This is a genomic window from Massilia sp. CFBP9026, from assembly GCF_034045165.1.
Classification (GTDB): domain Bacteria; phylum Pseudomonadota; class Gammaproteobacteria; order Burkholderiales; family Burkholderiaceae_D; genus Telluria; species Telluria arenae.
The window spans coordinates 1-25,262 of sequence record NZ_JAXCWH010000007.1; the positions used below are offsets into that span (position 1 = coordinate 1).

The 25,262-nt window shown below is 64.4% G+C and carries 18 protein-coding genes, 4 tRNA genes and 2 pseudogenes; 13 read left to right on the plus strand and 11 right to left on the minus strand.

What is annotated here, in order from left to right:
• The 3 genes from SOM28_RS17485 to SOM28_RS17495 all read right to left on the minus strand — a co-directional run bounded on the left by SOM28_RS17485 (position 1) and on the right by SOM28_RS17495 (position 359).
• Positions 1-85: transfer RNA gene (locus SOM28_RS17485), tRNA-Leu, on the minus strand.
• 71 nt (positions 86-156) lie between these two features.
• Positions 157-241 (minus strand) — tRNA-Leu (locus tag SOM28_RS17490).
• 33 nt (positions 242-274) lie between these two features.
• Positions 275-359: transfer RNA gene (locus tag SOM28_RS17495), tRNA-Leu, on the minus strand.
• 351 nt (positions 360-710) lie between these two features.
• Between SOM28_RS17495 and rnr the strand changes: the two are divergent.
• From rnr to SOM28_RS17515, 4 genes and pseudogenes are all read left to right on the plus strand, one after another.
• Positions 711-2,933 (plus strand): annotated as a pseudogene (gene rnr, locus SOM28_RS17500) (ribonuclease R); the annotation flags it as partial.
• A 751-nt stretch (positions 2,934-3,684) separates the two neighbouring features.
• Positions 3,685-4,428, plus strand: a complete 744-nt coding sequence (rlmB, locus tag SOM28_RS17505) for a 23S rRNA (guanosine(2251)-2'-O)-methyltransferase RlmB (protein WP_123071447.1) — start codon at positions 3,685-3,687, stop codon at positions 4,426-4,428.
• Positions 4,429-4,553: 125 nt separating this feature from the next.
• Positions 4,554-5,294, plus strand: a complete 741-nt coding sequence (gene cysE, locus SOM28_RS17510; RefSeq protein WP_320468876.1) for a serine O-acetyltransferase — start codon at positions 4,554-4,556, stop codon at positions 5,292-5,294.
• Between the two features lie 8 nt (positions 5,295-5,302).
• Positions 5,303-5,986 carry a YceH family protein gene (locus SOM28_RS17515; RefSeq protein WP_320468877.1) on the plus strand — a complete coding sequence of 228 codons (684 nt, stop codon included), beginning with the start codon at positions 5,303-5,305 and terminating at the stop codon, positions 5,984-5,986.
• Here SOM28_RS17515 and SOM28_RS17520 read toward each other — a convergent pair.
• The 5 genes from SOM28_RS17520 to SOM28_RS17540 all read right to left on the minus strand — a co-directional run bounded on the left by SOM28_RS17520 (position 5,946) and on the right by SOM28_RS17540 (position 10,047).
• Positions 5,946-6,725: a hypothetical protein gene (locus tag SOM28_RS17520; RefSeq protein WP_320468878.1), complete on the minus strand. Its 780-nt coding sequence runs from the start codon at positions 6,723-6,725 to the stop codon at positions 5,946-5,948. The genes SOM28_RS17515 and SOM28_RS17520 overlap by 41 nt on opposite strands.
• Positions 6,726-6,730: 5 nt before the next feature.
• Positions 6,731-7,696, minus strand: coding sequence for a hypothetical protein (locus tag SOM28_RS17525; RefSeq protein ID WP_320468879.1), 966 nt, complete (start codon positions 7,694-7,696; stop codon positions 6,731-6,733).
• A gap of 8 nt (positions 7,697-7,704) precedes the next feature.
• Complete coding sequence (locus tag SOM28_RS17530; RefSeq protein WP_320468880.1) at positions 7,705-8,625, minus strand: ABC transporter ATP-binding protein; 921 nt, start codon at positions 8,623-8,625, stop codon at positions 7,705-7,707.
• Entirely contained in the window at positions 8,622-8,996 is a 375-nt protein-coding gene (locus tag SOM28_RS17535; RefSeq protein WP_320468881.1) for a GntR family transcriptional regulator, read from the minus strand. The genes SOM28_RS17530 and SOM28_RS17535 overlap by 4 nt, the downstream gene beginning before the upstream one ends.
• Before the next feature lie 133 nt (positions 8,997-9,129).
• Positions 9,130-10,047, minus strand: coding sequence for a LysR family transcriptional regulator (locus SOM28_RS17540; RefSeq protein ID WP_123072250.1), 918 nt, complete (start codon positions 10,045-10,047; stop codon positions 9,130-9,132).
• A gap of 107 nt (positions 10,048-10,154) precedes the next feature.
• Here SOM28_RS17540 and SOM28_RS17545 point away from each other — a divergent pair, with 107 nt between their 5' ends.
• Together SOM28_RS17545 and SOM28_RS17550 are read left to right on the plus strand one after the other, a co-directional pair.
• The gene (locus tag SOM28_RS17545; protein WP_320468882.1) at positions 10,155-11,258 is read left to right on the plus strand and encodes a Gfo/Idh/MocA family protein; all 1,104 of its coding nucleotides are present in this window, start codon (positions 10,155-10,157) and stop codon (positions 11,256-11,258) included.
• Positions 11,259-11,312: 54 nt separating this feature from the next.
• Positions 11,313-11,578 (plus strand): annotated as a pseudogene (locus SOM28_RS17550) (PCC domain-containing protein).
• On the opposite strand, the gene SOM28_RS17555 reads toward SOM28_RS17550, so the two are convergent.
• The 3 genes from SOM28_RS17555 to SOM28_RS17565 are packed head-to-tail and all read right to left on the minus strand — an operon-like array spanning position 11,575 to position 13,585.
• The gene (locus SOM28_RS17555; protein WP_320468883.1) at positions 11,575-12,336 is read right to left on the minus strand and encodes a UDP-2,3-diacylglucosamine diphosphatase; all 762 of its coding nucleotides are present in this window, start codon (positions 12,334-12,336) and stop codon (positions 11,575-11,577) included. The pseudogene SOM28_RS17550 and the gene SOM28_RS17555 sit on opposite strands and share 4 nt — an antisense overlap.
• A 31-nt stretch (positions 12,337-12,367) precedes the next feature.
• Positions 12,368-12,859: a peptidylprolyl isomerase gene (locus SOM28_RS17560; RefSeq protein WP_123072246.1), complete on the minus strand. Its 492-nt coding sequence runs from the start codon at positions 12,857-12,859 to the stop codon at positions 12,368-12,370.
• A 57-nt stretch (positions 12,860-12,916) separates the two neighbouring features.
• A complete protein-coding gene (locus SOM28_RS17565; RefSeq protein WP_320468884.1) occupies positions 12,917-13,585 on the minus strand; it encodes a peptidylprolyl isomerase in 669 nt (222 codons plus the stop codon).
• Between the two features lie 274 nt (positions 13,586-13,859).
• Between SOM28_RS17565 and cysS the strand changes: the two genes are divergently transcribed.
• From cysS to SOM28_RS17600, 7 genes are all read left to right on the plus strand, one after another.
• A complete protein-coding gene (gene cysS / locus SOM28_RS17570) occupies positions 13,860-15,254 on the plus strand; it encodes a cysteine--tRNA ligase (RefSeq protein WP_320468885.1) in 1,395 nt (464 codons plus the stop codon).
• Positions 15,254-15,955 carry a DNA-3-methyladenine glycosylase family protein gene (locus SOM28_RS17575; RefSeq protein ID WP_123072244.1) on the plus strand — a complete coding sequence of 234 codons (702 nt, stop codon included), beginning with the start codon at positions 15,254-15,256 and terminating at the stop codon, positions 15,953-15,955. The genes cysS and SOM28_RS17575 overlap by 1 nt, the downstream gene beginning before the upstream one ends.
• Before the next feature lie 99 nt (positions 15,956-16,054).
• Complete coding sequence (locus SOM28_RS17580; protein WP_123072243.1) at positions 16,055-17,032, plus strand: acetyl-CoA carboxylase carboxyltransferase subunit alpha; 978 nt, start codon at positions 16,055-16,057, stop codon at positions 17,030-17,032.
• Positions 17,033-17,099: 67 nt separating this feature from the next.
• Complete coding sequence (tilS, locus tag SOM28_RS17585; protein ID WP_320468886.1) at positions 17,100-18,455, plus strand: tRNA lysidine(34) synthetase TilS; 1,356 nt, start codon at positions 17,100-17,102, stop codon at positions 18,453-18,455.
• Between the two features lie 154 nt (positions 18,456-18,609).
• Positions 18,610-19,857 carry an aspartate kinase gene (locus tag SOM28_RS17590; protein ID WP_320468887.1) on the plus strand — a complete coding sequence of 416 codons (1,248 nt, stop codon included), beginning with the start codon at positions 18,610-18,612 and terminating at the stop codon, positions 19,855-19,857.
• Between the two features lie 98 nt (positions 19,858-19,955).
• Positions 19,956-20,048, plus strand: a tRNA-Ser gene (locus tag SOM28_RS17595).
• A 302-nt stretch (positions 20,049-20,350) separates the two neighbouring features.
• Entirely contained in the window at positions 20,351-24,844 is a 4,494-nt protein-coding gene (locus SOM28_RS17600; protein WP_320468888.1) for a protein NO VEIN domain-containing protein, read from the plus strand.
• The last annotated feature ends 418 nt before the right edge of the window (positions 24,845-25,262 follow it).

A 25,262-nucleotide genomic window follows, 5' to 3' on the forward strand; every position in this document is an offset into this window, starting at 1 on the left:
TGGTGCCCACGGAGGGACTCGAACCCCCACACCTCGCGGCACATGGACCTGAACCATGCGCGTCTACCAATTCCGCCACGTGGGCACTGATTACTGCTAACTCTACGCTTACTTCCGCGTGGACGGAAATCCGTCCACCCTACAACCAGAAAACGTTGGTGCCCACGGAGGGACTCGAACCCCCACACCTCGCGGCACATGGACCTGAACCATGCGCGTCTACCAATTCCGCCACGTGGGCGTTTTCTGTACTACAAACAACCTGTCAATCTGTTGGTGCCCACGGAGGGACTCGAACCCCCACACCTCGCGGCACATGGACCTGAACCATGCGCGTCTACCAATTCCGCCACGTGGGCACTGCAAACCAACTCTGCTACAATAGCAGGCTTTGTCATTTTCCGCTAGATCAACATTTCTAGATCATCACGCAAAACACACCGCTTACCACTGCTGCTTTCTTCGCTTCGTCGTTGCCGCCGTTGCTGAAGAGAGCGAGATTATAGCGGATGATTTTCAATAGTCAAAGACCCACGATGAAGTTCTGATCGGGGCAATGAATATATTCCAGGAACATCCCGCAGCACGCCACGTTAGGCGAATCGGATGGACCTCCGTTACACTACGCCTGTCAAGGTGTCAATCAAGCTGGCTGCCGCCTATTTATTCATGAGCGGCGCTATTACTGGCCAAGAGAAAAAAGAACCGATTTGAAGCAACCTACTCATACCATTCCAAGCCGCGAGGAAATCCTCGCAGTCTTCCGTGACGCCACCGACCCGCTCGATGCGGCCGGCCTGGCACGTGTCCTCAAGGTCAAGCCCGCCGCCCAGGAAGTCCTGGGCCGCCGCCTGAACGCCATGGAGCGTGACGGCCAGATCCGCTCCGACCGCAGTGGCACTTATATGCTGGCCGACCATTCCGCCTTCGTGGCCGGCAAGGTCGCCGCGCATCGGGACGGATTTGGATTCGTGATCCCGGACGAGCCAGGCCCCGACCTGTTCCTGTCCGACCGCGAGATGCAGAAAGTGCTGCACGGCGACCGCGTGATGGCGCGCGTGACCGGCACCGATCGCCGCGGCCGTCCCGAAGGCTCGATCGTTGAAGTCGTCGAACGCGCCAACACCCACATCATCGGGCGCCTGCTCAATGAAGGCGGCGTGTGGATCGTCTCGCCCGAAGACCAGCGCATCGCCCAGGACGTCCTGGTATCCGGTTCGCCGGGCAAGGCGCGCGCCGGGCAGGTGGTCAGCGTCGAGCTGCTCGAGCAGCCTGGGCGCTTCCAGAAGCCGACCGGCCGCATCGTCGAAGTGCTCGGCGAACTGGACGATCCGGGCATGGAAATCGAAATCGCCGTGCGCAAGTTCGGCGTGCCCCACGTGTTCTCGCCGCCTGCACTGAAGCAGGCCGCGCGCCTGCCGAACGAAGTGATCAGTGCCGACCTCGCCGACCGCGTCGACCTGCGCGACGTGCCGCTGGTGACCATCGACGGCGAAGACGCGCGCGACTTCGACGACGCGGTCTACTGCGAGCCGGTCAAGATCGGCCGTACCAAGGGCTATCGCCTGCTGGTCGCGATCGCCGACGTCAGCCATTACGTGAAGCCGAACGACGCGCTGGATGCCGACGCGATCGAGCGCAGCACCTCGGTGTACTTCCCGCGTCGCGTGATTCCGATGCTGCCCGAGAAGCTGTCCAACGGACTCTGTTCGCTGAACCCGCATGTGGACCGCTGCACCCTGGTGTGCGATATGGTCGTCACCGAGGACGGCGAAGTCACCGCTTACCAGTTCTACCCGGCCGTGATGCACTCGGCGGCGCGCCTGACCTATAACCAGGTGGCCGACATCCTCGCCAATACCGACGGCGAGGAAGCGCAACAGCGTCCAGGCATCGTGCCGCACCTGCTGAACCTGAACGGCGCCTTCCGCGCGCTGCTCAAGGCGCGCCAGGAGCGCGGCGCGATCGATTTCGAAACCACCGAAACCTATATCGTTTGCAATCCGCTGGGCAAGATCGAGAAGATCATCCCGCGTACCCGCAACGATGCGCACCGTCTGATCGAAGAGTGCATGCTGGCCGCCAACGTGTGCGCCGCCGACTTCCTGCTGCGCCACAAGCACCCGGGCACCTTCCGCGTGCACGCCGTGCCGACCGAAGAGAAGCTGAACCAGCTGCGCACCTTCCTCAAGCAGGTGGGCCTGAACCTCGGCGGCGGCAACAAGCCGACCGCGCGCGACTACGCCGCGGTGATGCAGCAAATCCGCGAGCGCCCCGACGCGACGCTGCTGCAGACCATGCTGCTGCGCTCGATGCAGCAGGCGGTCTACAGCCCGGACAACGTCGGCCACTTCGGCCTGGCGTACGAGGCCTACGCCCACTTCACCAGCCCGATCCGCCGCTATCCCGACCTGCTGACCCACCGCGCGATCAAGGCGATCCTGCTGGGCAAGCGCTACGAGCCGAAGGGTATCGAGCTGGGCAAGCTGAATTCGACCCAGTCGAATTCGGCGCGCAAGCAGGCGGCCAAGGACAAGGCCGACGGCAAGCCGCAGAAGAGCGAAAGAGACCTGACGATCTGGGACGCCCTCGGCGTGCACTGCTCGGCCAACGAGCGCCGCGCCGATGAAGCGTCGCGCGACGTCGAAAACTGGCTCAAGTGCTTCTTCATGCAGGACAAGATCGGTGAAGAGTTCACCGGCACGGTCGCCGGCGTCACCACCTTCGGCATCTTCGTGCAGCTCGACGAGCTGTTCGTCGAAGGCCTGGTGCACATCACCGAGCTGGGCGCCGATTACTTCCAGTACGACGAAGCGCGCCATGAACTGCGCGGCGAACGCACCGGCCAGCGCTACCAGCTGACCGACCGCGTCACCGTGCGCGTGGCGCGGGTCGACCTCGAATCGCGCAAGATCGACCTGACGCTGGCGTCGGCGCCGGTCGCGCTTGAGGCGGGCGAGGGGTCTGGTCGCAACAAGCCAGGCCGCAACGAGGGCCGCAATGAGGGCCGTGGCAACGGCGGCGGCAAGAAATCGCGCGGCGGCCGTTCGCGTGGACCAAAGCGCGACGTGCCTGCCGTGGTGGAGACGCCGACCCCGCTCGAGCGTGCCCGCCAGGTAGCGCAGGACGCCATGGTAGTGCCGTCGAAGCCACCAAAATCGCGCAAGGCCCGGGCCAAGGCGAAGGCGGAAGAGCGCGCGAATGCGGCTGCACCCGCTCCAGCACCGACGCCAGCACCAACGCCGGCACCAACGCCGGCACCGACGCCAGCACCGACGCCGGCGCCCGTGATCGAGCAACAGAGCGCACCGGCTGCACGCAAACCGCGTGCGACCAAGGCCAGCGCCAAGGCTGTCGTCGAGGCTGCACCAGCGCCAGCACCAGCGCCGGTTGTCGCCCCTGCAGCAAAGCCGAAGGCACGGAAGGCGCCGGCCAAGGCCGCAAGCAAGGCCGAGCCGGTCGCGGAGCCAGTCGTCGCGGCGCCAGTCAAGGCTGTCGCGGCCAAGAAGCCGGCAGCCAAGAAACCGGCAGCCAAAAAAGCTGTCGCCACTCCGCGCAAGGCGGCTGCTACCAAAGCCGTCGCGCCTGCGCCGAAGGCACCAAAGGCCGCAGCCAAGACCGCGACCAAGACCGCATCCAAAACCAGCAAGAAAAAAGCACCTGAAAGCGATTGAGAAGTAGCAAATGAAAAATAAAATGATTTTCGGCTTCCACGCCGTGACCTCGCGCCTGCGTCATGAGGCGCAGTCGGTGGAAGAGATCTTTGTCGATGCCGAGCGCAATGACGGCCGCATGAAGGACCTGATCGCCAATGCCAAGGCGGCTGGCGTACGCGTGATGCCGGTCGATGCCGCGCGCCTCGACAAGATCACCGGCACCCGCCGCCACCAGGGCGTGATCGCCTTCGCCAGCCAGCTGGCGCTGGCGCGCAACCTGGACGAGCTGCTTGACGCGATCGAGGGTCCGCCGCTGCTGCTGATCCTGGACGGCATCACCGACCCGCACAACCTGGGCGCCTGCCTGCGCGTGGCCGACGGCGTCGGCGCACACGCGGTGATCGTGCCGAAGGACCGCGCGGTCGGCCTGAACGCCACCGCCGCCAAGGTCGCCAGCGGCGCGGCCGAGACGGTCCCTTACATCACCGTCACCAACCTGGCGCGCACCATGCGCGAGCTGAAGGAACGCGACATCCTGCTCATCGGCACCTCGGACGACGCCGACCGCGGCCTGTACCAGGCCGACTTCACCGGCCCGGCCGCCCTGGTCATGGGTTCGGAAGGCGAGGGCATGCGCCGCCTGACGCGCGAGACCTGCGACGTGCTGGTCAACATCCCGATGTTCGGCTCGGTCGAGAGCCTGAACGTGTCGGTCGCCTCGGGCGTCTGCCTGTACGAGGCCCGTCGCCAGCGCATCGCGCGCGAAGGCTGACCTCAGCACTAGCGCAACAACGGCCTGGCAGCGCGTCCAGGCCGGCTCCCGCCGCATTATCATCTCCACAAGCATTTCATCCCCGGATCGGCTACCATGAAAGCCGTTCCCTCCGAAGCACCACCATGTTTTTCTCACGACTGCGCGAAGACATTCGCAACATCATCGAGCGCGATCCCGCGGCCCGCAACGGCTGGGAAGTGCTGACCTGCTATCCGGGCCTGCACGCCATCGTCGCCCACCGCTGGGCCCACGCCTGCTGGCGCACGGGCCTGAAATGGCTCGGCCGCTTCATCGCCCACCTGGCCCGCATCGTCACCGGCATCGAGATCCACCCCGGCGCCGCGATCGGCCGCCGGGTCTTCATCGATCACGGCTTCGGCGTGGTGATCGGCGAGACCGCCGTGATCGGCGACGACTGCACCATTTACCAGGGCGTCACGCTGGGCGGCACCACGCTGGTGGCCGGCACCAAGCGCCATCCGACGCTCGAACGCGGCGTGATCGTCGGCGCCGGCGCCCAGGTGCTGGGGGCCTTCACGGTCGGCGAGTACGCCAAGATCGGTTCCAACGCGGTGGTGGTCAAGCCGGTACCGGCCGGCGCCACGGCGGTCGGCAATCCGGCCCACATCATCCAGAAAGAAGACCAGTCGCGCAGCGCGCGCATGTTCGCCGCCTATGGCGTCACGCCCAATGGCGACGACCCGCTGTCGAAAGCCCTGCGCGGCCTGATCGACCACGCCGCGCGCCAGGATGAGCAGATCGAACGCCTCACCGATACCCTGCGCGCCGCCGGGCTGTGCTGCCCGCGGGTGGAGGAGGGTGATAAACTCGACTCGGAACAACTGAACCGACTGGTAGATTAAGGAATCGCATGACAAACGAAGCGACTGGCGGCATCGACGCCGCAGCCGTGCTGGACCCGGTAGAGCTGCGCGTGCTGGCCGTGCTGGCCGAGAAGGAAGCGCTGACCCCCGATAACTATCCGATGTCGCTCAACGCGATCGTCAACGGATGCAACCAATTGTCGAGCCGCGATCCGGTGATGCAGCTGTCCGACGACATCGTCCTCGACACCCTGCAGCGCCTCACCGAGCGCAAGCTCGTCAACGCGATCTCGCAGGCCGGCGCCCGCGTCGTGAAGTACGAGCACCGCATGCGCATCAAGTGGACCCTGGAGCAGGACAAGCTGGCCGTGCTCACCATCCTGATGCTGCGCGGCCTGCAGACCGCCGGCGAGATCCGCACCCGCAGCGGCCGCCTGCACGAGTTCAAGAGCGTGCAGGACGTCGAGACGGCGCTGCAGTTCCTGATCGATAAATACCCGCCGCTGGTGGTCAAGCTCGAACGCGCGCCAGGCACCAAGGAATCGCGCTACGGCCAGCTGCTGGGCGGCGAGATCACCATCGTGGCCGGCAGCGAGCAGACCTCGTCGGCATCCAGCGGCCAGACCCAGGGTGGCCGCATCGCCCAGCTCGAAGAAGAAGTCGCGTCGCTGCGCGCCGTGATGGAAGAGCTCAAGGCTCAGTTCGAGGCGTTTCGCCAGCAGTTCCAGTAATCTCCGCCGCGGGTTCGAGCTCGAGCTCGACCAGGGTATCGTCGCTCCAGCTGGTGTCGCCAAGTGGAACGCGAAACCCGTTGCCCTCGGTCTCGAGCAGGGCGCTGCGGTTGCCATCGACCAGCACTGCGGCGCGCAGCGCGTGCGTGTGCCGGAAGGTGAAGCCGGATTTGCCCTCGAACGTGAAGCCGCACCAGTCGCGGGTGCGCAATAGCGTGTTCGCGGCCAGCACCACCCAGAGCGGAATCTCTTCCTTGATGATCGCGACCTGCACCCGGCACTCCAGGCGCAGGTCGCCAAGGCGCCGCACCTGATCGGGTAAGCCGGGCGAGCGCACCACCGGAGTCACCCGGTAGCGACGACGTTTCTGGTTCAGCACCAGTTCGCTGTTCGCATCGAGTGCGGGCTGGCTGCGTGGTACGGTGAACATCCCGTCCGCGTCGACCGCCAGCGCCAGGCTGAAGCCATCGTCGCCGCCAAGGCGCGCCGCCGGCAGCACGGGCTTGTCGGCGCCGCCGCGTGGCTCGATACGGAACCGCAGCACCGATACCGCCGGGGCCATCCGATGGTAGTCGTCGAAGGCATCCAGGCCGGCCACGATCGCCTCATACTTGCGCACCTCCGGATCGCGCATCGCATTGACCTTGATTTCCTCTGGACTGTCGGGCTTGCTGGTCTGGGCGGCGGCGGCGCCAGCGCCCAGCAGCATCGCGCACGTGATGGGAAGCAGGGCGCGCACGGGACTCAACCCTCGTCGCGCCAGCGGCGCAGGCGAATCGCGCCGTAGATCATCGCGCAGCCGGCGGCGGCGGCGATCCATACCGCGGGCGAGGCCAGCGTGCCGTAGGACAGGCCAATCAGCATCGGCCCATCGAGGCCGGCATTCTGTTCGGCCAGCGCCCGGCCATTGACTTCGCCGAACCAGATGCCGGGCATCAGGCCGCCCAGGAGGCGCGCCACCACTTCTTCGCCGAACCATTTGACGTTCAGGCTCAGTCCAGAAAAGCGGCCGACCAGGAAATCGAACCAGGCCAAGAGGGCCAGCGCGATGACCGGCACGCCCACCGCCCACAGGAAGACCTTGGAGCGGGCCCAGCTCGACACCAGCAGCAGCCAGCCAACGGTCGGCAGCGCCCACACGATGTACAGCGGCAGGAAGCTCAGCAGGTAGAGCGGCGACAGGTAGAAGTTGGCATTGGCCAGCACCGGCGCGATCAGGTTGACGCCCTTGACCGCGCTGGCCAAGAGGCCAAGCACCAGCAGCATGAGCGACGTGGCGATGCCGATCGCCACCGTCAGCAGCGGCGCCACCACCAGTGCGACCGCCGCCTTCGACAGCACGGTCTCCCGGTCCGACATCGGCAGCGATTTCCAGAACAGGATGCTGCGGTCGCGCCGTTCATCGTGCAGGGCCGCCAGGCAGTAGAAAAAGACCACTACCGGCAGCACCAGGAACAGCGGCGCCGTGATCGCCAGGTAGCTCGAGGCCGCGATCGCCGCCGCCTTGGCGTACATTTCCGGCGGCACGCCCTCGATCGTGATCATCTGATGTCCATTGTGCTGGATATGGAAGGCAGATGACGTCAATGCGTACAGGAAGCCGCCGCCGAGCAGCAGCACCAGCGCCGCCGCCACCGCCAGCGGCGCGTAGACGAAGGCGCCCTTGTGTTCCCACAGTTCGCGCCGGATCAGCCATTTCATCGTGCTCATGTGCGTATTCATGCGTAGCTTCCTTTCATGGTGGCGACGAACAGGTCGGCCACGCTTGGGTGGCGCACTTCGCCGAGGGCTTCGAGCTGGCTGCGCGACAGGCCGCCCGCGCGCTGGGTATCGAACAGCATCACCGACTTGCCGAACATGGCGCGCTGGTCGAGCGGCTGCAGGGCCCGGGCCGCGGCGGCCTTTTCGTTCGGCACCATCACCTCGACGTAGCGCTGGCCGATCTCTTCCATCGACGCCGCGAGCGCGATCTTGCCGTCGCGGATGAACAGCAGGTCGGTGAGGATGTGCTCGACCTCTTCCACCTGATGGGTGGTGATGACGATGGTTTTTTGTTCGTCAAAGTAGTCTTCCAGCAGGTGCTGGTAAAACTGCTTGCGGTAGAGGATGTCGAGCCCGAGCGTCGGCTCGTCGAGCACCAGCAGGCGGGCGTCGATCGCCATCACCAGCGCCAGGTGCAGCTGCACGACCATGCCCTTCGACATTTCCTTGACCTTCATGCCCGGCTTGAGCTTGGTGTTGGCGATGTAGCGCTCGGCCTTGCTGCGGTCGAAGCGCGGATGCACGCCCTCGACGAAGTCGACCGCATCCTTCACCCGCAACCAGCGCGGCAGGATGGCGACGTCGGCGATGAAGCACACGTCCTTCATCAAGGCGTCGCGCTGGGTGCGCGGATCGAGGCCCAGCACCGACAGCTCGCCCTCGAACGGGATCAGGCCCAGGGCCGCCTTGAGGGTGGTGGTCTTGCCCGAGCCATTGGGGCCGATCAGGCCGACGATGCGGCCGGCCGGGATCTCGAAGTCGATGCCGTCGACTGCCACCTGCTTGCCATAGCGCTTGGTCAGGCCGCGCGCGGACAGGACTGCGCTCGAAGCCGATTGTGGGCCTGGTTTCTGGACCGCGTCTTGAACGGTGTTCATGCCGCACCTCCCACCGCATTGCCGCTGTCGCGCAGCAGCTGTTCGACATCCAGCCCCAGGCGGCGGATGCGCTCGACCATGGCCGGCCACTCTTCGCGGATGAAGCGTTCGCGTTCGCTTGCCAGCAGTTTTTCGCTTGCTCCTTCGGTGACGTACATGCCAATTCCCCTTCGCTTTTCCACCAGGCTCTCGTCGACGAGTTCCTGGTATGCCTTCGATACCGTGATCGGGTTGAGTTGATACTCGGCGGCGATCGAGCGCACCGAGGGCAGGGCGTCGCCGGCTTTCAATACGCCGTCGAGCATCATGCCGACCACCCGCTCCTTGAGCTGGCGGTAGATCGGGGTGCTATCGTTCCAGTCGGCGCTCATCGTCGGTCTCCCTTGCGGTGCCTTGCAGTATGTTGCCCATATAGCCTCCATGGTGAGGTATTGCGGTGGTGATGTAGTTCACTATAACACCTTCCGCGCAAATGTAAACATGCATACCCGTGCGCCAAGTTGCTTACAGGACTGCGATCGTGTCGCGCTTCTCCACCAGGAAGTCGAGCAGGGCGCGTAGCGCGGGCGGCATGTGCTCGCGCGCCGGCGTGTACAGGTGAAAGCCAGCCTGGGTGTGGTTCCAGTCGGTGAGCACCCGGACCAGGCGGCCGTCGAGCAGATGCTGCCGGATCGAGAGGTCGCCGATCTGGATCAGTCCGAGTCCCTGGAGGGCCATATTCGTCATGCTCGCGCAGTCGTTGGTGGTGAGATTGCCGCTGACGCACTGGGTGAAGTGGCGGCCTTCGGCGGGGTCCTGGAAATCCCAGTCGTGCACGGCGCCGCTGCTCGGATAGCGGTAATTGATACAGTTATGCCCAGCCAGTTCGGCGGGCGTCGACGGCACGCCGTGGCGTTCAAAATAGCCCGGCGCGCCGGCTACCGCCATCGACAGGACGGGGCTGACCGGCACCGCCACCATGTGTTCCGCCAGGCTGCGTCCCAGGCGGATGCCGGCGTCGCAGCCGTCGGCGATGATGTTCGACATGCCGTCGGCCATGACCAGCTCGAGCCTGACGCCGGGATGGCGCGCCTGGAACTCGTGCAGGTGCGGCTCGATCAGCGCCCGGGCCGCCAGGCGCGAGGTATTGATCCGCACCAGGCCGCTCGCCGCGCCGCCGCCAGCGTCCAGGCCGTGGAGCGCATGCGCGATCTGGCGCAAGGCCGGCTGCAGGCTGTCCAGCAGTTGCTGGCCAGCCTCGGTCAGCGACATATCGCGCGTGGTGCGGTACAAAAGGCGCGTGCCGAGCTCCTTTTCCAGGGCCTTGAGATTCTGCGACAGGGCGGCGCGCGACACGCCCATCTCGTCGGCCGCGCGCGTAAAACTGCGGTGGTGGGCGATGCGGGCGAACCAGGCGAGCGAAGGGAGCAGGGAGGGATTCATTCCATCAGTGTAAATCACAACTTGACAGTCATGTGTTGATTGTAGTCTTCCGTGTTTGCAATCGGACTCTTACCATGGCCGCTCCCATCATAGACTGGAGCGACAATATGACGAACAAACCTCTGCGGGTCGGCATCATCGGGGCCGACACAAAGGCGAGCTGGGCCGGCGCCTCCCACATTCCCGCCATCGCCTCGCAGCCTGGCCTGGTGCTGGCGGCGGTGGCCACGCGGCATGAGGACAGCGCGCGCGCCGCGGCAGAAACCTTCGGCGCCGGGCGCTGGTACGCCGATCCCTACCGGCTCATCGCGGACGACACGATCGACATTGTGACCGTCGCCGTCAAGGTGCCGGCGCACCGCGAACTGGTGCTGGCCGCCCTGCGCGCCGGCAAGGCGGTCTATTGCGAGGCGCCGCTCGGCGCCAGCCTGGCCGAGACCGAAGAGATGGCGGCGGCGGCCGGCGAGCTGCATACGGCGATCGGCCTGCAGGGGCGCCTGAACCCGTCGGTGCGCCGTGCGGCCGAACTGGTTGTATCGGGCAAGCTCGGGCGCTTGCTGTCGGCGAACGTGCGGGCGACAACCTTCGGCTTCGGTCCGCAATCGATAGCCGCCTACGATTACTTCAACAAATCGGCCTCCGGTGCGAGTTTCCTGACGATTACGACGGCCCACGTGCTGGACGTGGTCGAGGCGGTGCTGGGCGATATCGTCGAGGTCGATGCGCGCACCGCCTTGCTGTGGCCGGAGATCGAGCTGGTGGACGCCGGCACGGTCTCGGTGCGCGAGATCCAGGATCACGTCGACCTGATCGCCCGCACCGCGCGCGGCGCCTCGGTGTCGGTACAAGTCCTGGCGGGCGTGGCGCCGCCGGATGCAGGGTTCATCCTCGAGCTGCGGGGCACGCAAGGCACGCTCACCTTGTCGGGCAACCACCTGGCCGGCGTCCAGGTCGGCGACCTGGCGCTGTCGGCCAGTGTGGAGTTCGCGGCGCCGGATGCGCCGGTCGCGTCCGGCATCGGCCCGACCGCCGCCGACTTCTGGGTCGGCGCGGCGATCAATGTCGGCGAAGTCTATGCCAGCCTGGCGCGCGATATTGCCGGCGGCAGCTACGCCACCCCGGGCTTCGCGCATGCGCTGCATAACAGCCGGCTGGTCGCGGCGGTCGAGCGCGCGGCGCGCAGCGGCGAACGGCAGCGGGCACTCGCCTGAGCCGGTGGCTTGCTACAATCGGCAATTCTATCATCCATGCGACAGCGCCGATCCATGCGAACCCTCCCCATACGCCTGCATCCACTGGAAGACTTGCGTGAAGCACTTGCCGCGGTGTTGAAGGAATACGGCGTCGAGGCCGCCTTTGTGCTGTCGGGCATCGGCAGCCTGAGCGAGGCGGGCATGTAGCGCCTGGCTGCACGATCCGCACCACGGCCGAGATCCTGCTGGCGCTGCTGCCCGATGTTCGCTTCAGCCGCGAACCGGACCCGCAATCCGGCTGGGACGAACTGGTGGTGCGCGGGCTCACGCCCGCTTAGGAAAGCGTGAGTTCCGTCAAGTCGTGACGCACGATGCTGCCGTCGGCATGCAGCGCGAACCAGCCGCCGCGCACCGGCTCGGCGTCGAGCTCCCAATCGGGCAGCACGTAGCGCAAATGGTCGCCGTGTTCGTGCACGGCGGGGCGATGGGTATGGCCATGGATGATGACGTCGGCGCCGGTATCAAGGAAGACGGCGTCGATCGCCTCGGGCGTGACGTCCACGGTCTCGTACGACTTCTCGGTATGCGCGTCGCGCGAACCCTGGCGCAGACCGGCGATGATGGCCTTGCGCTGGGCCAGCGGCATGCCGAGGAAGTTGGCCTGCCAGGCAGGTTGGCGCACCTGGGCGCGAAACGCCATGTAGGCGGTGTCGAGCGTGCACTGGGCGTCGCCGTGCAGCAGGGCCACGGTGCGTGGGCCGGCCTCGATCACATGCGGGTCTTGCAGCAGTTGCAGGTCGGCGGCCTGGGCGAAGCCGTCGCCCACCAGGAAGTCGCGGTTGCCGGCCATCCAGTAGACGGCGGTGCCGGCGTCACTGACTGCGCGGATCGCGGCAACGACCTGCGCATTGAACGGGTCGGCGAGGTCGTCGTCGCCGGCCCAGTATTCGAAGATGTCGCCGAGCAGGTAAAGCCGCTCGGCATGCACCGCGCGCTCTTTCATGAAGACCAGGAAGGCCTCCAGCGTGCGCGGGTGCGAGACCTGCAGGTGCAGGTCGGAGATGAACAGCGCGAACGGGCGCGCAGGCAGCGTCATCGGGTTGACCCGTGCTGGTGCGCGCCGCGCATTACAGCACTTCGATCTTTTCGATGATGACCGCGTCGACCGGCACGTCCGAGTGCATGCCGCTGCGGCTGGTCTTGACGCCGTTGATCGCGTCGACCACTTCCTTGCCTTCGGTCACGGTGCCGAACACGGCGTAGCCCCAGCCGTCCTGGCCCGGGTAGTCGAGGAAGGCGTTGTTCTTGGTGTTGATGAAGAACTGGGCCGATGCCGAGTGCGGCGCCGAGGTGCGGGCCATGGCCAGCGTGTACTTGTCATTCTTGAGGCCGTTCTTGGCTTCGTTCTCGACAGTCGCGTCGGCCGGCTTCTGCTTCATGCCTGGTTCGAAACCGCCACCCTGGATCATGAAGTCCTTGATCACGCGGTGGAAGATGGTGTTGGCGAAGTGGCCTTTACCCACGTAGTCGAGGAAGTTGGCAACGGTCTTCGGTGCTTTTTCGGCGTCCAGCTCGGCGGTGATATTGCCCTGGTTGGTGGTGATGAGGATAGTCGTCATGGTTTGTCCTGTTCTATGGGTTGTTGTTTGCTCAGTATTGCAGCTGCGGCAAAACCGTTATTTTACTAGCTTGTCGCCCTTGAGCAGGGTGACGTTGGTAATCTTGATCGGCACGACCGGCACGTTCTGCATGCCGCGCACGTCGTCGACGACCACGCCCTTGATCTTGTCGACCACCTCCTGGCCCTTCACGACCTTGCCGAACACGGTATAGCCCGAGCCCTTGACGAAGGGATGGTCGATGCCGGAATTGTCGGCGACGTTGATGAACCACTGCGAGGTCGCGCTGTCGGGATTGTCCTCGCGCGCCATCGAGATGGTGTAGGGCTGGTTTGACAGGCCGTTATCCGACTCGTTCTTCACCGGCTTGAGGGTCTTGCGGCCCTCGAACTTCTCGTTCATGCCGCCGCCCTGGATCATGAAGCCGTCGATCACGCGGTGGAAGATCGTGCCTTTATAAAAGCCCGACTTGGCGTAGGCGGCGAAGTTGGCGACGGTTTTTGGGGCTTTTTCCTGGTCCAGCTGGACGACGATTTCGCCCATGGTGGTCTTGATCGCATATTGCGGGCCGACCATGGCTGGCGCCGCGGCGGCCTCTGGCGTTGTCGCCTGTTCGGCGGCTTCCTGGGCCAGCACGGGAGCCGAGAACAGCAGGCCGCAGGCCAGCGCGGCGGTAGCGCCCGTCATGCGGGCGAGCAGGGAACGGCGGGTGATCGATGACGACATCTGGCTTCCTCTGATGGACCTCGCGCAAGGCGCTGTCAAGGGTTTTCCCCAAAAATAAAGCTGGACCGTAGGCGGCCAGCCGGGATTTTATCAATGCTATACTTTACGAAAAGGCGTTCGCAGAGCAACGTCCCATTCTATCAAATAAGAACAACACCGAGGAGCCAGGCGAACCCGACGCCGCACCCGTCCAGGGCGCACCAGCATTGCTGTTGCTGCGCCGGAGGTTGCGGCCTGTACCGCGCCCGGCGCTCCTCTTCCGTTACGGAATTCAATGAGCCAACTCAAGATTTACAACACGCTAGCGCGTGACAAGCAGGTATTCGTTCCCAAGGTCACCGGCAAGGTCGGCATGTATGTGTGCGGCATGACCATCTACGATTACTGCCACGTCGGCCACGCGCGGATGATGATGGCTTTCGACGTCGTGTACCGCTGGCTGATGGTGTCCGGCTACGACGTCAACTACGTGCGCAACATCACCGATATCGACGACAAGATCATCAAGCGCGCGGTCGAGAATGGCGAGACCATCGGTGCGCTGACCTCGCGCTTCGAAAAATACATGGACGAAGACACGGCCGCGCTTGGCATCCTGCCGCCGACCGTCGTGCCGCGCGCGACCGAATACGTGCCGCACATGCTGTCGATCATCGAGAAGCTCGAACAAAAAGGGCTGGCGTATAAAACCGAAGAGGGCGACGTCAACTACGCCGTGCGCGGCTTCGAAGGCTATGGCAAGCTGTCCGGCAAGTCGCTGGACGACCTGCGCGCCGGCGAGCGTGTCGACGTCAATACCGGCAAGCGCGATCCGCTCGACTTTGTGCTGTGGAAGGCGGCCAAGGAATCCGAACCGGCCGAGGCCAAATGGGATTCACAGTGGGGCCAAGGCCGTCCGGGCTGGCACATCGAGTGCTCGGCCATGTCGTGCGCCACGCTCAGCGAACACTTCGACATCCACGGCGGCGGCGCCGACCTGCAGTTCCCGCACCACGAGAACGAGATCGCGCAATCCGAAGGCGCCTTCGGCGGCCCGATGGTCAACTACTGGATCCATAACGGCTTCGTGCGCGTCGATAACGAGAAGATGTCCAAATCGCTGGGCAACTTCTTCACCATCCGTGAAGTCCTCGCCAAGTACGACGCCGAAGTGGTGCGCTTCTTCATCCTGCGCGCCCACTATCGCAGTCCGTTGAATTACTCGGATGTGCACATCGACGACGCCAAGGGCGCGCTGACGCGCCTGTACACGGCGCTGAACGATATCGACCTGGGCGATGGCGAACTCGCCGTCAACTGGGACGAAGCGCACGCCAAGCGCTTCCGCGACGCGATGGACGACGATTTCAACACCCCGCTGGCGGTGGCCGAACTGTTCGACCTGGCGAGCGAAGTCAACCGCAGCAAGTCGGTGGAGACTGCACGCCAGCTGAAGGCGCTGGCCGCCGTGCTGGGTCTGCTCGAACGTGCGCCGCAAGCTTTCCTGCAGGCCGGCACGCCGGGCGAAGGCGGGCTCGACGAAGCGGCAATCCTTGACGCGATCGCGCGCCGCGCGGCCGCCAAGGCCGCCCGCGACTTCGCCCAGGCCGACGCGATCCGCAAGGAACTCACGGCAGCCGGCATCGTCCTGGAAGACAAGGCCGACGGAACGACCTGGCGCCGCGCATAATGGCAGCCAACAAGGACAAGGCCGGCGGCGCCGCCGCAGGCGCCAGCGTGGAGTCGTCGGCATTGCCGGCGCAGGATGCGCTGGCGGTGCCGATCTACTGGGCCGAGGCCAAGCGCGAACTGATGCAGCGCGACCGCATCATGAACAAGCTGATCCCCCAGTTCGGCGACCTGCACCTGCGCGGCCAGCCCGACCCGTTCATCACGTTGGCCCGTTCGATCGTCGGCCAGCAGGTGACCCCAAAGGCGGCCGACCTGGCCTGGGGCAAATTGCTCGCCGTCTGCCCAAAACTGGCGCCGAGCCAGGTGATCAAGCTGGGCGCGGTGGAACTGTCGGGCTGCGGCCTGTCCAAGCGCAAGACCGAATACATCCTCGACCTGGCTGACCATTTCAAGGCCAAGCGGGTGCATGCCGACCTGTGGTCGGAAATGGATGACGAAGCCGTCATCGCCGAGCTGGTCCAGATCCGCGGCATCACGCGCTGGACAGCCGAGATGTTTTTGATATTTAATCTGCTGCGGCCGAACGTCCTGCCACTGGACGACCCCGGCCTGATCCAGGGCATTAGCCAAAACTATTTCTCGGGCGAACCGGTCTCGCGCAGCGATGCGCGCGAGGTCTCCGCCAACTGGGAACCCTGGCGCACGGTTGCTACTTGGTATTTGTGGCGCAGCCTGGACCCGGTTTTGCCCGCCAACTGAGCAATTCGGGCGTTCGATACGCTGTCGGCTTACGGTAGAATAGCGCCCTGATCGGCCGCGCATAACGGAGCGCGGCCAAGACATTACCCCGGAGGTACAATGACTAAAACAACTTTCCTCAATTTTGAGCAGCCGATTGCCGAGCTCGATTCCAAGATTGAAGAGCTGCGTTTCGTACAAGACGATTCCGCTGTCGACATCTCCGAAGAGATCGATCGCCTGGACAAGAAGAGCCAGCAGCTCACCAAGGACATCTATGCCAAGCTGACTCCGTGGCAAGTGTCGCAGATCGCGCGTCACCCGCAGCGTCCTTACACGATGGACTACGTGAACGCGATCTTCACCGATTTCCATGAGCTGCACGGCGACCGCACCTTCGCCGACGACCAGTCGATCATCGGCGGCCTGGCCCGTTTCAATGGCCAGCCATGCATGGTGATCGGTCACCAGAAGGGTCGCGACACCAAAGAGCGCGCGATGCGCAACTTCGGCATGCCGAAACCCGAAGGCTACCGCAAGGCGATGCGCCTGATGAAGCTGGCCGAGAAGTTCGGCCTGCCGATCTTCACCTTCGTCGACACCCCGGGTGCTTTCCCCGGCATTGACGCCGAAGAGCGCGGCCAGTCGGAAGCCATCGGCCACAACCTGTATGTCATGGCCGAACTAAAGGTGCCGCTGATCGCCACCATCATCGGCGAAGGCGGTTCGGGCGGCGCGCTGGCGATCGCCGTCGGCGACGCCGTGCTGATGCTGCAGTACTCCACCTATTCCGTGATCTCGCCGGAAGGCTGCGCCTCGATCCTGTGGAAGACTTCGGAACGCGCGTCCGACGCCGCCGAAGCCCTGGGCCTGACCGCGCACCGCCTGAAGGCGATGGGCCTGGTCGACAAGATCGTCAGCGAACCGCTGGGCGGCGCCCATCGCGATCCGGCCCAGATGGCGCAGCTGCTCAAGCGCGCACTGGCCGATTCGCTGCGCCAGTTCCAGGGCATGAAGACCAAGGACTTGCAGGAAGCCCGTCACGCGAAGCTGATGAGCTATGGCAAGTTCAAGGAAACGCTGCCGCGCGAGGAGTGATCCTCTGAGCCGTTCCAAACGCGGGGCCAACCCGGCCGGGCTGGTCCCGGCAACGTTTGCGCAGGCCATGCTCGGCCTGCGCGACAAATACTCTCCCCAATCCATAGCAGTTGCCTGTAGCGGCGGCCTCGATTCGATGGTCTTGCTGCGGCTGGCGCACGACTGGTGCGCACAGCAGGGCGTGCGGCTGCATGCCTTCCACGTGCATCATGGACTGAGCCAGCATGCCGACGATTGGGTGGCGCATTGCGAGCGCAGTGCGGCGGCGCTGGGCATCGGCTTCGACCATCGCCGCGTGACGATCCCGCACGACGGTTCCGGCGTCGAGGCCGCGGCGCGCAAACTGCGCTACGCCGCGCTGGGCGAGATGTGCCGCGCGCACGACGTCAAACTGCTGCTCACCGCCCATCACCTGGACGACCAGGCCGAGACCGTGCTGCTGCAATTGCTGCGCGGTTCGGGCGCCGCCGGGCTGTCGGGCATGGATACGGACAATCTCGCGCCGGGCCTCTTGGGCGTGCCCGACCTGGCGCTGGCGCGTCCGCTGTTGTCGCAGCCGCGCGCGGCGCTGGAGGCGTTCGCGGGCGAGCACGCGCTGGCCTGGGTCGAGGATGAATCGAATCAGGATCCACGCTATACCCGCAATGCGCTGCGCCACCAGGTGATGCCGGCGCTGGCGACGAACTTCCCCGGCTTTCAGGCGCGGTTGGCGCGCGGCGCAGCCCACGTGGCCTCGGCCCAGCGCCTGCTCGACGAGCTGGCGGCCCAGGACCTGGCGGCTTGCCAGGATGGCGACGCCATCGACCTGGCCTATCTTGGCGGACTGAGCGCGGACCGCATCGACAACTTCATGCGGCATCTGTTCTCGGTGCGCGGATTGGCGATGCCGTCGACGGCATGGCTGAACGAGATGGTGTCGCAGCTGTTCTCGGCGCGCGAGGATGCGCAATTGAAGGTCACGCATCCGGACTGCCATATTCGCCGCCATCGCGGCAAGCTCTACTTGACTCCGCACCTGCCGGACCTGGCGGGTATGCGCGATCCGGACGATATCGGCGTGCTCTACAGGGAAGGGCAAACCTTCCGCTGGCAGGGCGAGGCGTCGATCGCCTTCCCGGACTACGGTGGGGTGCTGCACTTCGAGCGGGCGGAGCAGGGCTTCGATCCTGCCTGGCTGCGCGCGCAGACGCTGACGCTCGATTTTCGCAAGGGCGGGGAAAAGCTCAAGCTCGCGGGCAACCGGCCATCGCGCGGCCTGAAGGCGCATTACCAGGCGCTGGGCGTGCCGGCGTGGGAGCGCGAGCGCTTGCCGACCGTCAGCCGCAACCTCGACCTGCTGTTCGCGGCAGGCATCGGCATGGACTGCCGGCACTGGTCGGCAAGCGGCCAGGAGCTGATCGGACTGCGTTGGGAAGTGAGCTGACGCGGGATTGTATAGGCAAGTGTATTCCGAAAACGCATTAAGTTATTTTCTTTCCATATAGCTTTTTCGTTCTCCAAGCCTTGTGATGCCGCGTTGCAGCATGCTACATTTAGGGTCCTCTTTTCTCTTTACACAAGCTGGAACCCTTCCTGATATGGCTTTAATTGTCCACAAATATGGCGGGACGTCGATGGGCTCGACGGACCGTATCAAGAATGTCGCGGCCCGGGTGGCCAAGTGGCATGACGCAGGTCACCAAATCGTCGTTGTGCCGTCCGCAATGTCGGGCGAGACCAACCGACTGATTGGTCTGGCCAAGGAAATCATGCCGCAACCGGACCCGCGCGAACTGGACATGATCGCCTCGACCGGCGAGCAGGTGTCGGTTGGCCTCCTGGCCATGGCGCTGCTGGCCATCGGCAAGGATGCGGTGTCCTACACCGGCTGGCAGGCGGGCATCCGCACCGACTCCTCGTTCACCAAGGCGCGCATCCAGTCGATCGACGACAGCCGCGTGCTGCGCGATGTCGCGGCTGGCAAGATCGTCATCATCACCGGCTTCCAGGGCGTGGATGAAGAAGGCAATATCTCGACGCTGGGCCGCGGCGGCTCGGATACTTCTGCAGTGGCGATTGCGGCCGCGCTGAAGGCCGAGGAATGCCTGATCTACACTGACGTCGACGGCGTCTACACGACCGACCCGCGCGTGGTGGACGAGGCGCGCCGCCTGTCGAAGATCACGTTCGAGGAAATGCTCGAACTGGCCTCGCTGGGCTCGAAGGTGCTGCAGACTCGCTCGGTCGAGTTCGCCGGTAACTACCAGGTGCCGACGCGCGTGCTGTCGTCGCTGACCGATCCCCTGATGCCGCTGGAAGAAGAAGCCCAGTCCGGCACCCTGATTTCGTTTGAGGAAGAAAGCAATATGGAACAAGCCGTCATCTCCGGCATCGCGTTCAATCGCGACGAAGCAAAGATCACCGTCCTGGGCGTGCCGGACAAGCCGGGCGTGGCGTATCACATCCTGGGACCGATCGCCGATGCCAATATCGAAGTCGACATGATCATCCAGAACCAGTCGGTGGACGGCAAGACCGACTTCACCTTCACCGTGCCGCGCGGCGACTACGTGCGCGCGATGGGCGTGCTGGAGAACCAGCAGCAGGCGCTTGGCGCGACCAAAGTCCTGGGCGACGCCAAGGTGTCGAAGGTGTCGGCGGTGGGCGTGGGCATGCGCAGCCACGTCGGCGTGGCGTCGCAGATGTTCCGTACCTTGTCGGAAGAGGGCATCAATATCCAGATGATCTCGACCTCGGAGATCAAGATCTCGGTGCTGATCGACGAGAAATACATGGAACTGGCCGTCCGTGCGCTGCACAAGGCTTTTAACCTCGAGCAAGGTTAACAAATTTCAAAATTTTTGGGCGTGCGTTCTTGACGCGATGAGGTCCAGCCCTTAAGATGCTTGCACTCAGCGCTGACCGAAACCGGTTGGTTCTGATTGGAGACGTGGCCGAGTGGCCGAAGGCACATCCCTGCTAAGGATGCATATGGCTTATACCCGTATCGTGGGTTCGAATCCCACCGTCTCCGCCAAGACAATAGTTTTAGGGAAACCTTCAACTTTCAGAGAACCCGCAAGCACGATGAGGCTTGCGGGTTTTTTGTTTCCTGAGCCATGGATGCCAATTTGAAACCGAGCGATACGTCGGTTTCTTCCCAAAAAATCGTGCAAGCACGCTCAGTGCTAATCCAGCCGGAAAACCACGGCGGCCCGTTTGGAGCAACGGCACGCGTCGCGCTCCGCGATCTGGGGCATTCTTGATCCTGTTCCCAGCGGCAATACTGTGGCATGCTGTCAGGCTCTCCAACTGCGTCCGGTAATACCCCATTTCCCGATGAAAGAAGCCCTCAGTGCGCTGATCCGCGATCAGCTCAAGACCTATCGCGAAACACGTGCACGGATGATCAGCGACTACTATCGCGAGCGCCAGCTGATGGGCGAATACAACGGACGTCAGATCCTGGAAATGCTGCAGAATGCGGACGACGAGGAGTCGGAGACCGTCCTGATCCGGCTGGACGAGCATCAATCGCGTTTGACGATCGCCAATCACGGCGTTCCGTTCTCACTTGCGGGCATTCAGTCCTTGATGCTCGCGAATATGAGCTCGAAGACCAAGGTCAAGTACATCGGCAACAAGGGGCTGGGGTTTCGCTCACTGGTCAATTGGGCGCATCGGGTCACCATCGACAGCGGCCCCGTGAGCGTCACGTTTTCTGAAGCGATCGCGCGTCGCACCTTCGAGCAGCTGTTCGACGAGGAGACGCGCCGGCAGATCCGCCAGGAGCGCAACTTCGGTGCCGAGGCAGTGCCATTGGCGTTCCTCGCCGTGCCCGAATTCGCCGACCGGGCCGCCAGTGAGTGGACCACGGAAATCGCCATTGACTACCGCCCCGCGTTTCTCGACGGGATCAAGGCCCAGCTCGCGAGCCTGCAGCCCGAATGCCTGCTATTCTTGAATCACATCCATACCGTCATCATCGAGCACGACGGCGAGAGCAGGACCTTGCACAGAAAACTGGACGGCGCCACCGTCGTTCTCGGCGCCGACCGGTGGCAGCTGCACGAGGACGAAGCGCCTCTGCCCGACGACTACCAGAACGCCGACAAGGCCGAGGAAGAGTGGTACAGCCTGAAGCTGGCCACGACGGACGGGCTCAGCAAGGGTGCTCGGGTGCTCTACACCTTCTTCCCCACCCAGGTCAGCCTGGACCTGCCGATGGTCGTACATGGCACCTTCGATCTCGACAGTTCGCGCAACCAGCTGATCCAGTCGCCACGCAATGAGTTCCTGCTGACCCGACTCGTCAATCTGATCGTCAGCACGGCCCGCGCGCTAAAGGATGGCGCGACCGACCCGTGGATCCAGGTGCGGCTGCTGCACTATCGAAACGCGAACGAGGTGCTCGGCGCCCTCGGTTTCTATCGCCAGCTCGACCAGGCCCTGAGCGATCTGGCTGTGTTCCCCTGCGTCGACGGCCAATACCGCAAGGCCTGCGACGTGTACTACCTGGGCGACGCCTTTTCCGAGCTAGTGCTCATGGCCGGCTGCGGCGCGCTGTTCCCGGCACTGGCCTACCCCGGGGTGGAGAATGCGGACTACACGGCCAGGTATCAGACCTTTTCCACTTCTCCCACCTTCGTGGATGCGGTCAATGAGCTGAGCGCACGCCTGCTAGGGCACGAGCTCGCGCACCGCGTGGACTTGATCAGCATCCTCTGCGCCGAGCCCGCGCTGGCAGGCAAATATGCGCTGCTGGTCAATGAACAGGGAATGCTAATCGACGCCGACACCGACGCCTATACCCCGCGTACGGGCGGCGACACTGAAGTCTCGCTGCCGCCCTTCGTCAACATCGATTTCATGAGCCAGCCACTGTTTGCGGGCTTGGCGGCGCGCCTGGGTGTCCTGTCCAGTGACAAGGCACGCGAAGTCCAGCGCGCCCTGAAGTCGGTCACGACGGTGCACAGTTATGAACCGGCGCAGATCATCCGCTCGATCATACGGGCGGCGACGGTTGAATTACGCCAACCGCGCGTGGAGGCGCCCGAGATCATCGGGGTCATGGTCGCGGCCATGCTGGAGAACTTCACCAGCGGTGACCCGGCGTCCCTCCCGCCGGATACCAGCGTTCCGCTGCTCAATACCGATCTCGACGTGGTCGATGCACGCGAGCTGTTCCTGTCCGGCGTCTACCCCACCGGCGCGCATACCGAGCGCCTCTTCGCCAAAGTCCACCGCCCCGACCGCTTTCTGGCGCCACCGTCGGAGTTCGGCGGCAAGGTCGCCGCTGCCGACCCGGTGCTGCTCGAACGCGTATTCGCATGGCTTGGCGTGAATCGCTTCGTCCGTTACATGCCGGTGCGCGACGCCGCCGGCTTGCAGCGCTACGGTCGCCATGTTCTGGACCTCATGGGGCGTCCGCCTTCGTATCGCGAGCACAAAGTAGAGTGCATGAGCATCCCGGATGCCGACTTGGTGAAGATGCTGGCCATGATGCCGCGCGAGGACCTGGTCGAGTGGCTGATCCGGGACGGCGTCGCGCGGGCGCGCCTGAGCCTCGACAATCCCGACAGGTTCGATTACGCGCAGGTGAACGAGCGCGGCGGCACATACCAGCACGCGCTGTCGCGCAAGCCGTCGTATCTGTACTTCCAACTGAAGGCCGCAGGCCTGTTCGACCACTTTGTCCTCAACCGCGACCTGCCTGCCGCCGAACTGATCAATCCTTTCGTGTTCGATTTCGCAGCGCCCGGCCTGGCCGAGGCGGACATCACACGGCGCGACATCGAAGCGGTACTGGCAAGCCTCGGCGCGAAGGAGCAATTCGAGGACCTGCCGCCCGAGGCCGTGGCCGCCGTGTTGCGCAAGCTGCCGGACGCCGATCCGAAGGGTAGGCGGACCCAGCGTATTTACCGACTGGTCCGACAGCATTATGCCGTGCACAAGCTTGCGCTGCCAGCGGACGTACCACTGTTCGCCTACCGCGGCGAGCATGGCGCGTACTTCCCGCAGGATCAGGTCTACTATTCAGACAACATCCGGCTGCCGCGCAAGGTCGTCAGCAGCTACGCGATGCTCGACTACCCGCGCCGCGGCGGCGCCGCCGTGATCCCTGCATGCTTCGGCGTCAACAGCCTGAACGACTTGGCGTTGGAGGTCGACAGCTACGCCGCCCTGACGGCGCTTACGCAGGCGCTGACGGCGACACTGCGCGAAAAACTGCCCTTCATCCTGGCCTACAGGATCCAGCCGCTCAAGAACGGCCAGGCCAATGAGGCGGCCCGCCTGAATAGGCTGAAGTTGATCCTGTGTGCGGAACTACACTGCCGGGTCGACGGCGCCTCGCTGTCCCTGGGTTTGAACGATTACGTGCGTGATGGCACAACTTACCTGATCAAGGTCGATCCGACGGCCTCTCTCGCCGACCTCGAACGCGATCCCCACTTTTGCGACACCTTCGCTGATATCGTCGCCGCCGTTTTCACCGTGGGCGAGCACTGGGCCGAGTTCCGCGGCGTGTTCAAGGATCCACTTTCCGAGGTCCAGCACCTAGCGCGCAATGCGCTGGGCGATGACACGCTGCACGACGCCCGCCAGCTCCTCGGCATGGCCAGCCCGACGGACGTATTCTGGTCCGCCGTGTGGGCAGCGCGCAGCGGTGGCGCCGTCGGCAGCTTTACACGCGAAGCCTGCGCGGCCCTGTGGTGCGAACTCGGCGAGTACGGTATCGAGGCGGCGGACCTGGATGTCGAGCGTCTCGTGGCCGCACCCGACACCGCGCTCCTGAAGCGGATCTTCGACGCCCTGCAGGTGCAGCCGTCCGCATTCAACCAGGTCGCGCTGGATAAGGTGGACTTCGCCGACTACCACCGCCGCGGTCTGACCGATATGCTGCATGGCGCGTTCGGGACCTTCGCCTACAGTGCGTGGCGGCGGCTGGACGGCCGGGATTGGCCGGAGCGCGCCCGGTTCCTGGACACGCTCGCCGCGTTCGAGGACACCCGCTGGATCGCTGTAGCGGCGGGGCGCCACCGGGAGGATCTGGCGCCCGACTACGAGGCGCTGCTGGCCGACCACGTCAAGTCTTTCGGGCTGGACGCACTGGCGCTCGTCCCGGCACAGGATTATGAGCAGCACTACCGCGCGCAGCGCGGCGCGTACACGGCCGACGAGCTGGCATCGTTGCCGGCGACGGCCAGAAGCATGCTGTTCTTTGAAGGTGGCCTGGCGCATCTGCGCGCGCAGGGCGCCGAGCGCGCCGCCGGTCCTGAGCGGACATCCCCAACGCCTGCGGTAACTGAGAAACCATTGCCGGCCACAAACGCGATCCCGATGGCCCCGTCCGGTTCCCGCGGCGGCGGCACGCGGCCACCGGATTCGTCTCGCTTCAATCCCGACCATGATGCGCGCAACCGCGCCACCGGCGCGCATGCGGAACGAATCGTCTTCGCGAGCCTAGTGAAGAAGTACGGCAAGCGGTTTGTCGAGCACGTCGCCGAGCTGCGCGACGGTGACGGCTATGACATCCGCTATTCACCCGACCAGGGAAGAAGCTGGCGCTATGCGGAAGTGAAGCGTTACACGCACAACCGGATCCATCTGAGCAGTAACGAGTACGCTTTCGCGCGCGCGAACCGTGGCACCTATGAGCTGTTCCTGGTCAACGCGAGCGACGAGATCTCGACGCTCGCGGACATCGACTTCAGCGATGCGACCAAGTTCGACATCGTGGCCAGCGAGTTCGTGGTCTCGTTTTCCTTGCACGGCGCCGCCGCCGAGGCGTCGTCCACGCCCGACGAGACCGACGAGGTGCTGGTAGCGTAAATGCCGCGCTCCCGTGCTGCGGTCCGATCGGCCGCGCTGGAGTACATAGAACCCTGGCGTGGTGCGCATCGCACCGGGGTATCGTGGCAGGCGCGGGCCGTCCGCGCGAGCGCGGTGGAACTGGTCCTGCTGGCGCCCACGGTAGTAGTGCGCGTAATGCAGCGCTCTCTAGTCCGGAGTAGACCTCATCCGACTGGGGATCGCCGGGCTCGGCGAACACCAGCACCAGTTCGACGTCAGTCAATGCTCCATGGCGCCAGGAAATCTGCATGGAATGTGTTGCTTGGGAGGATCCCAGCGCATGTCACATGATGACTATCGACGCCTGCGCGATAGTTACTTTCTACGTGATGGGACCGGGCAACGGAGGCAAGGTCCTTAAGCTGATGCCTGATCGCCATTAACGTATTGTACATGT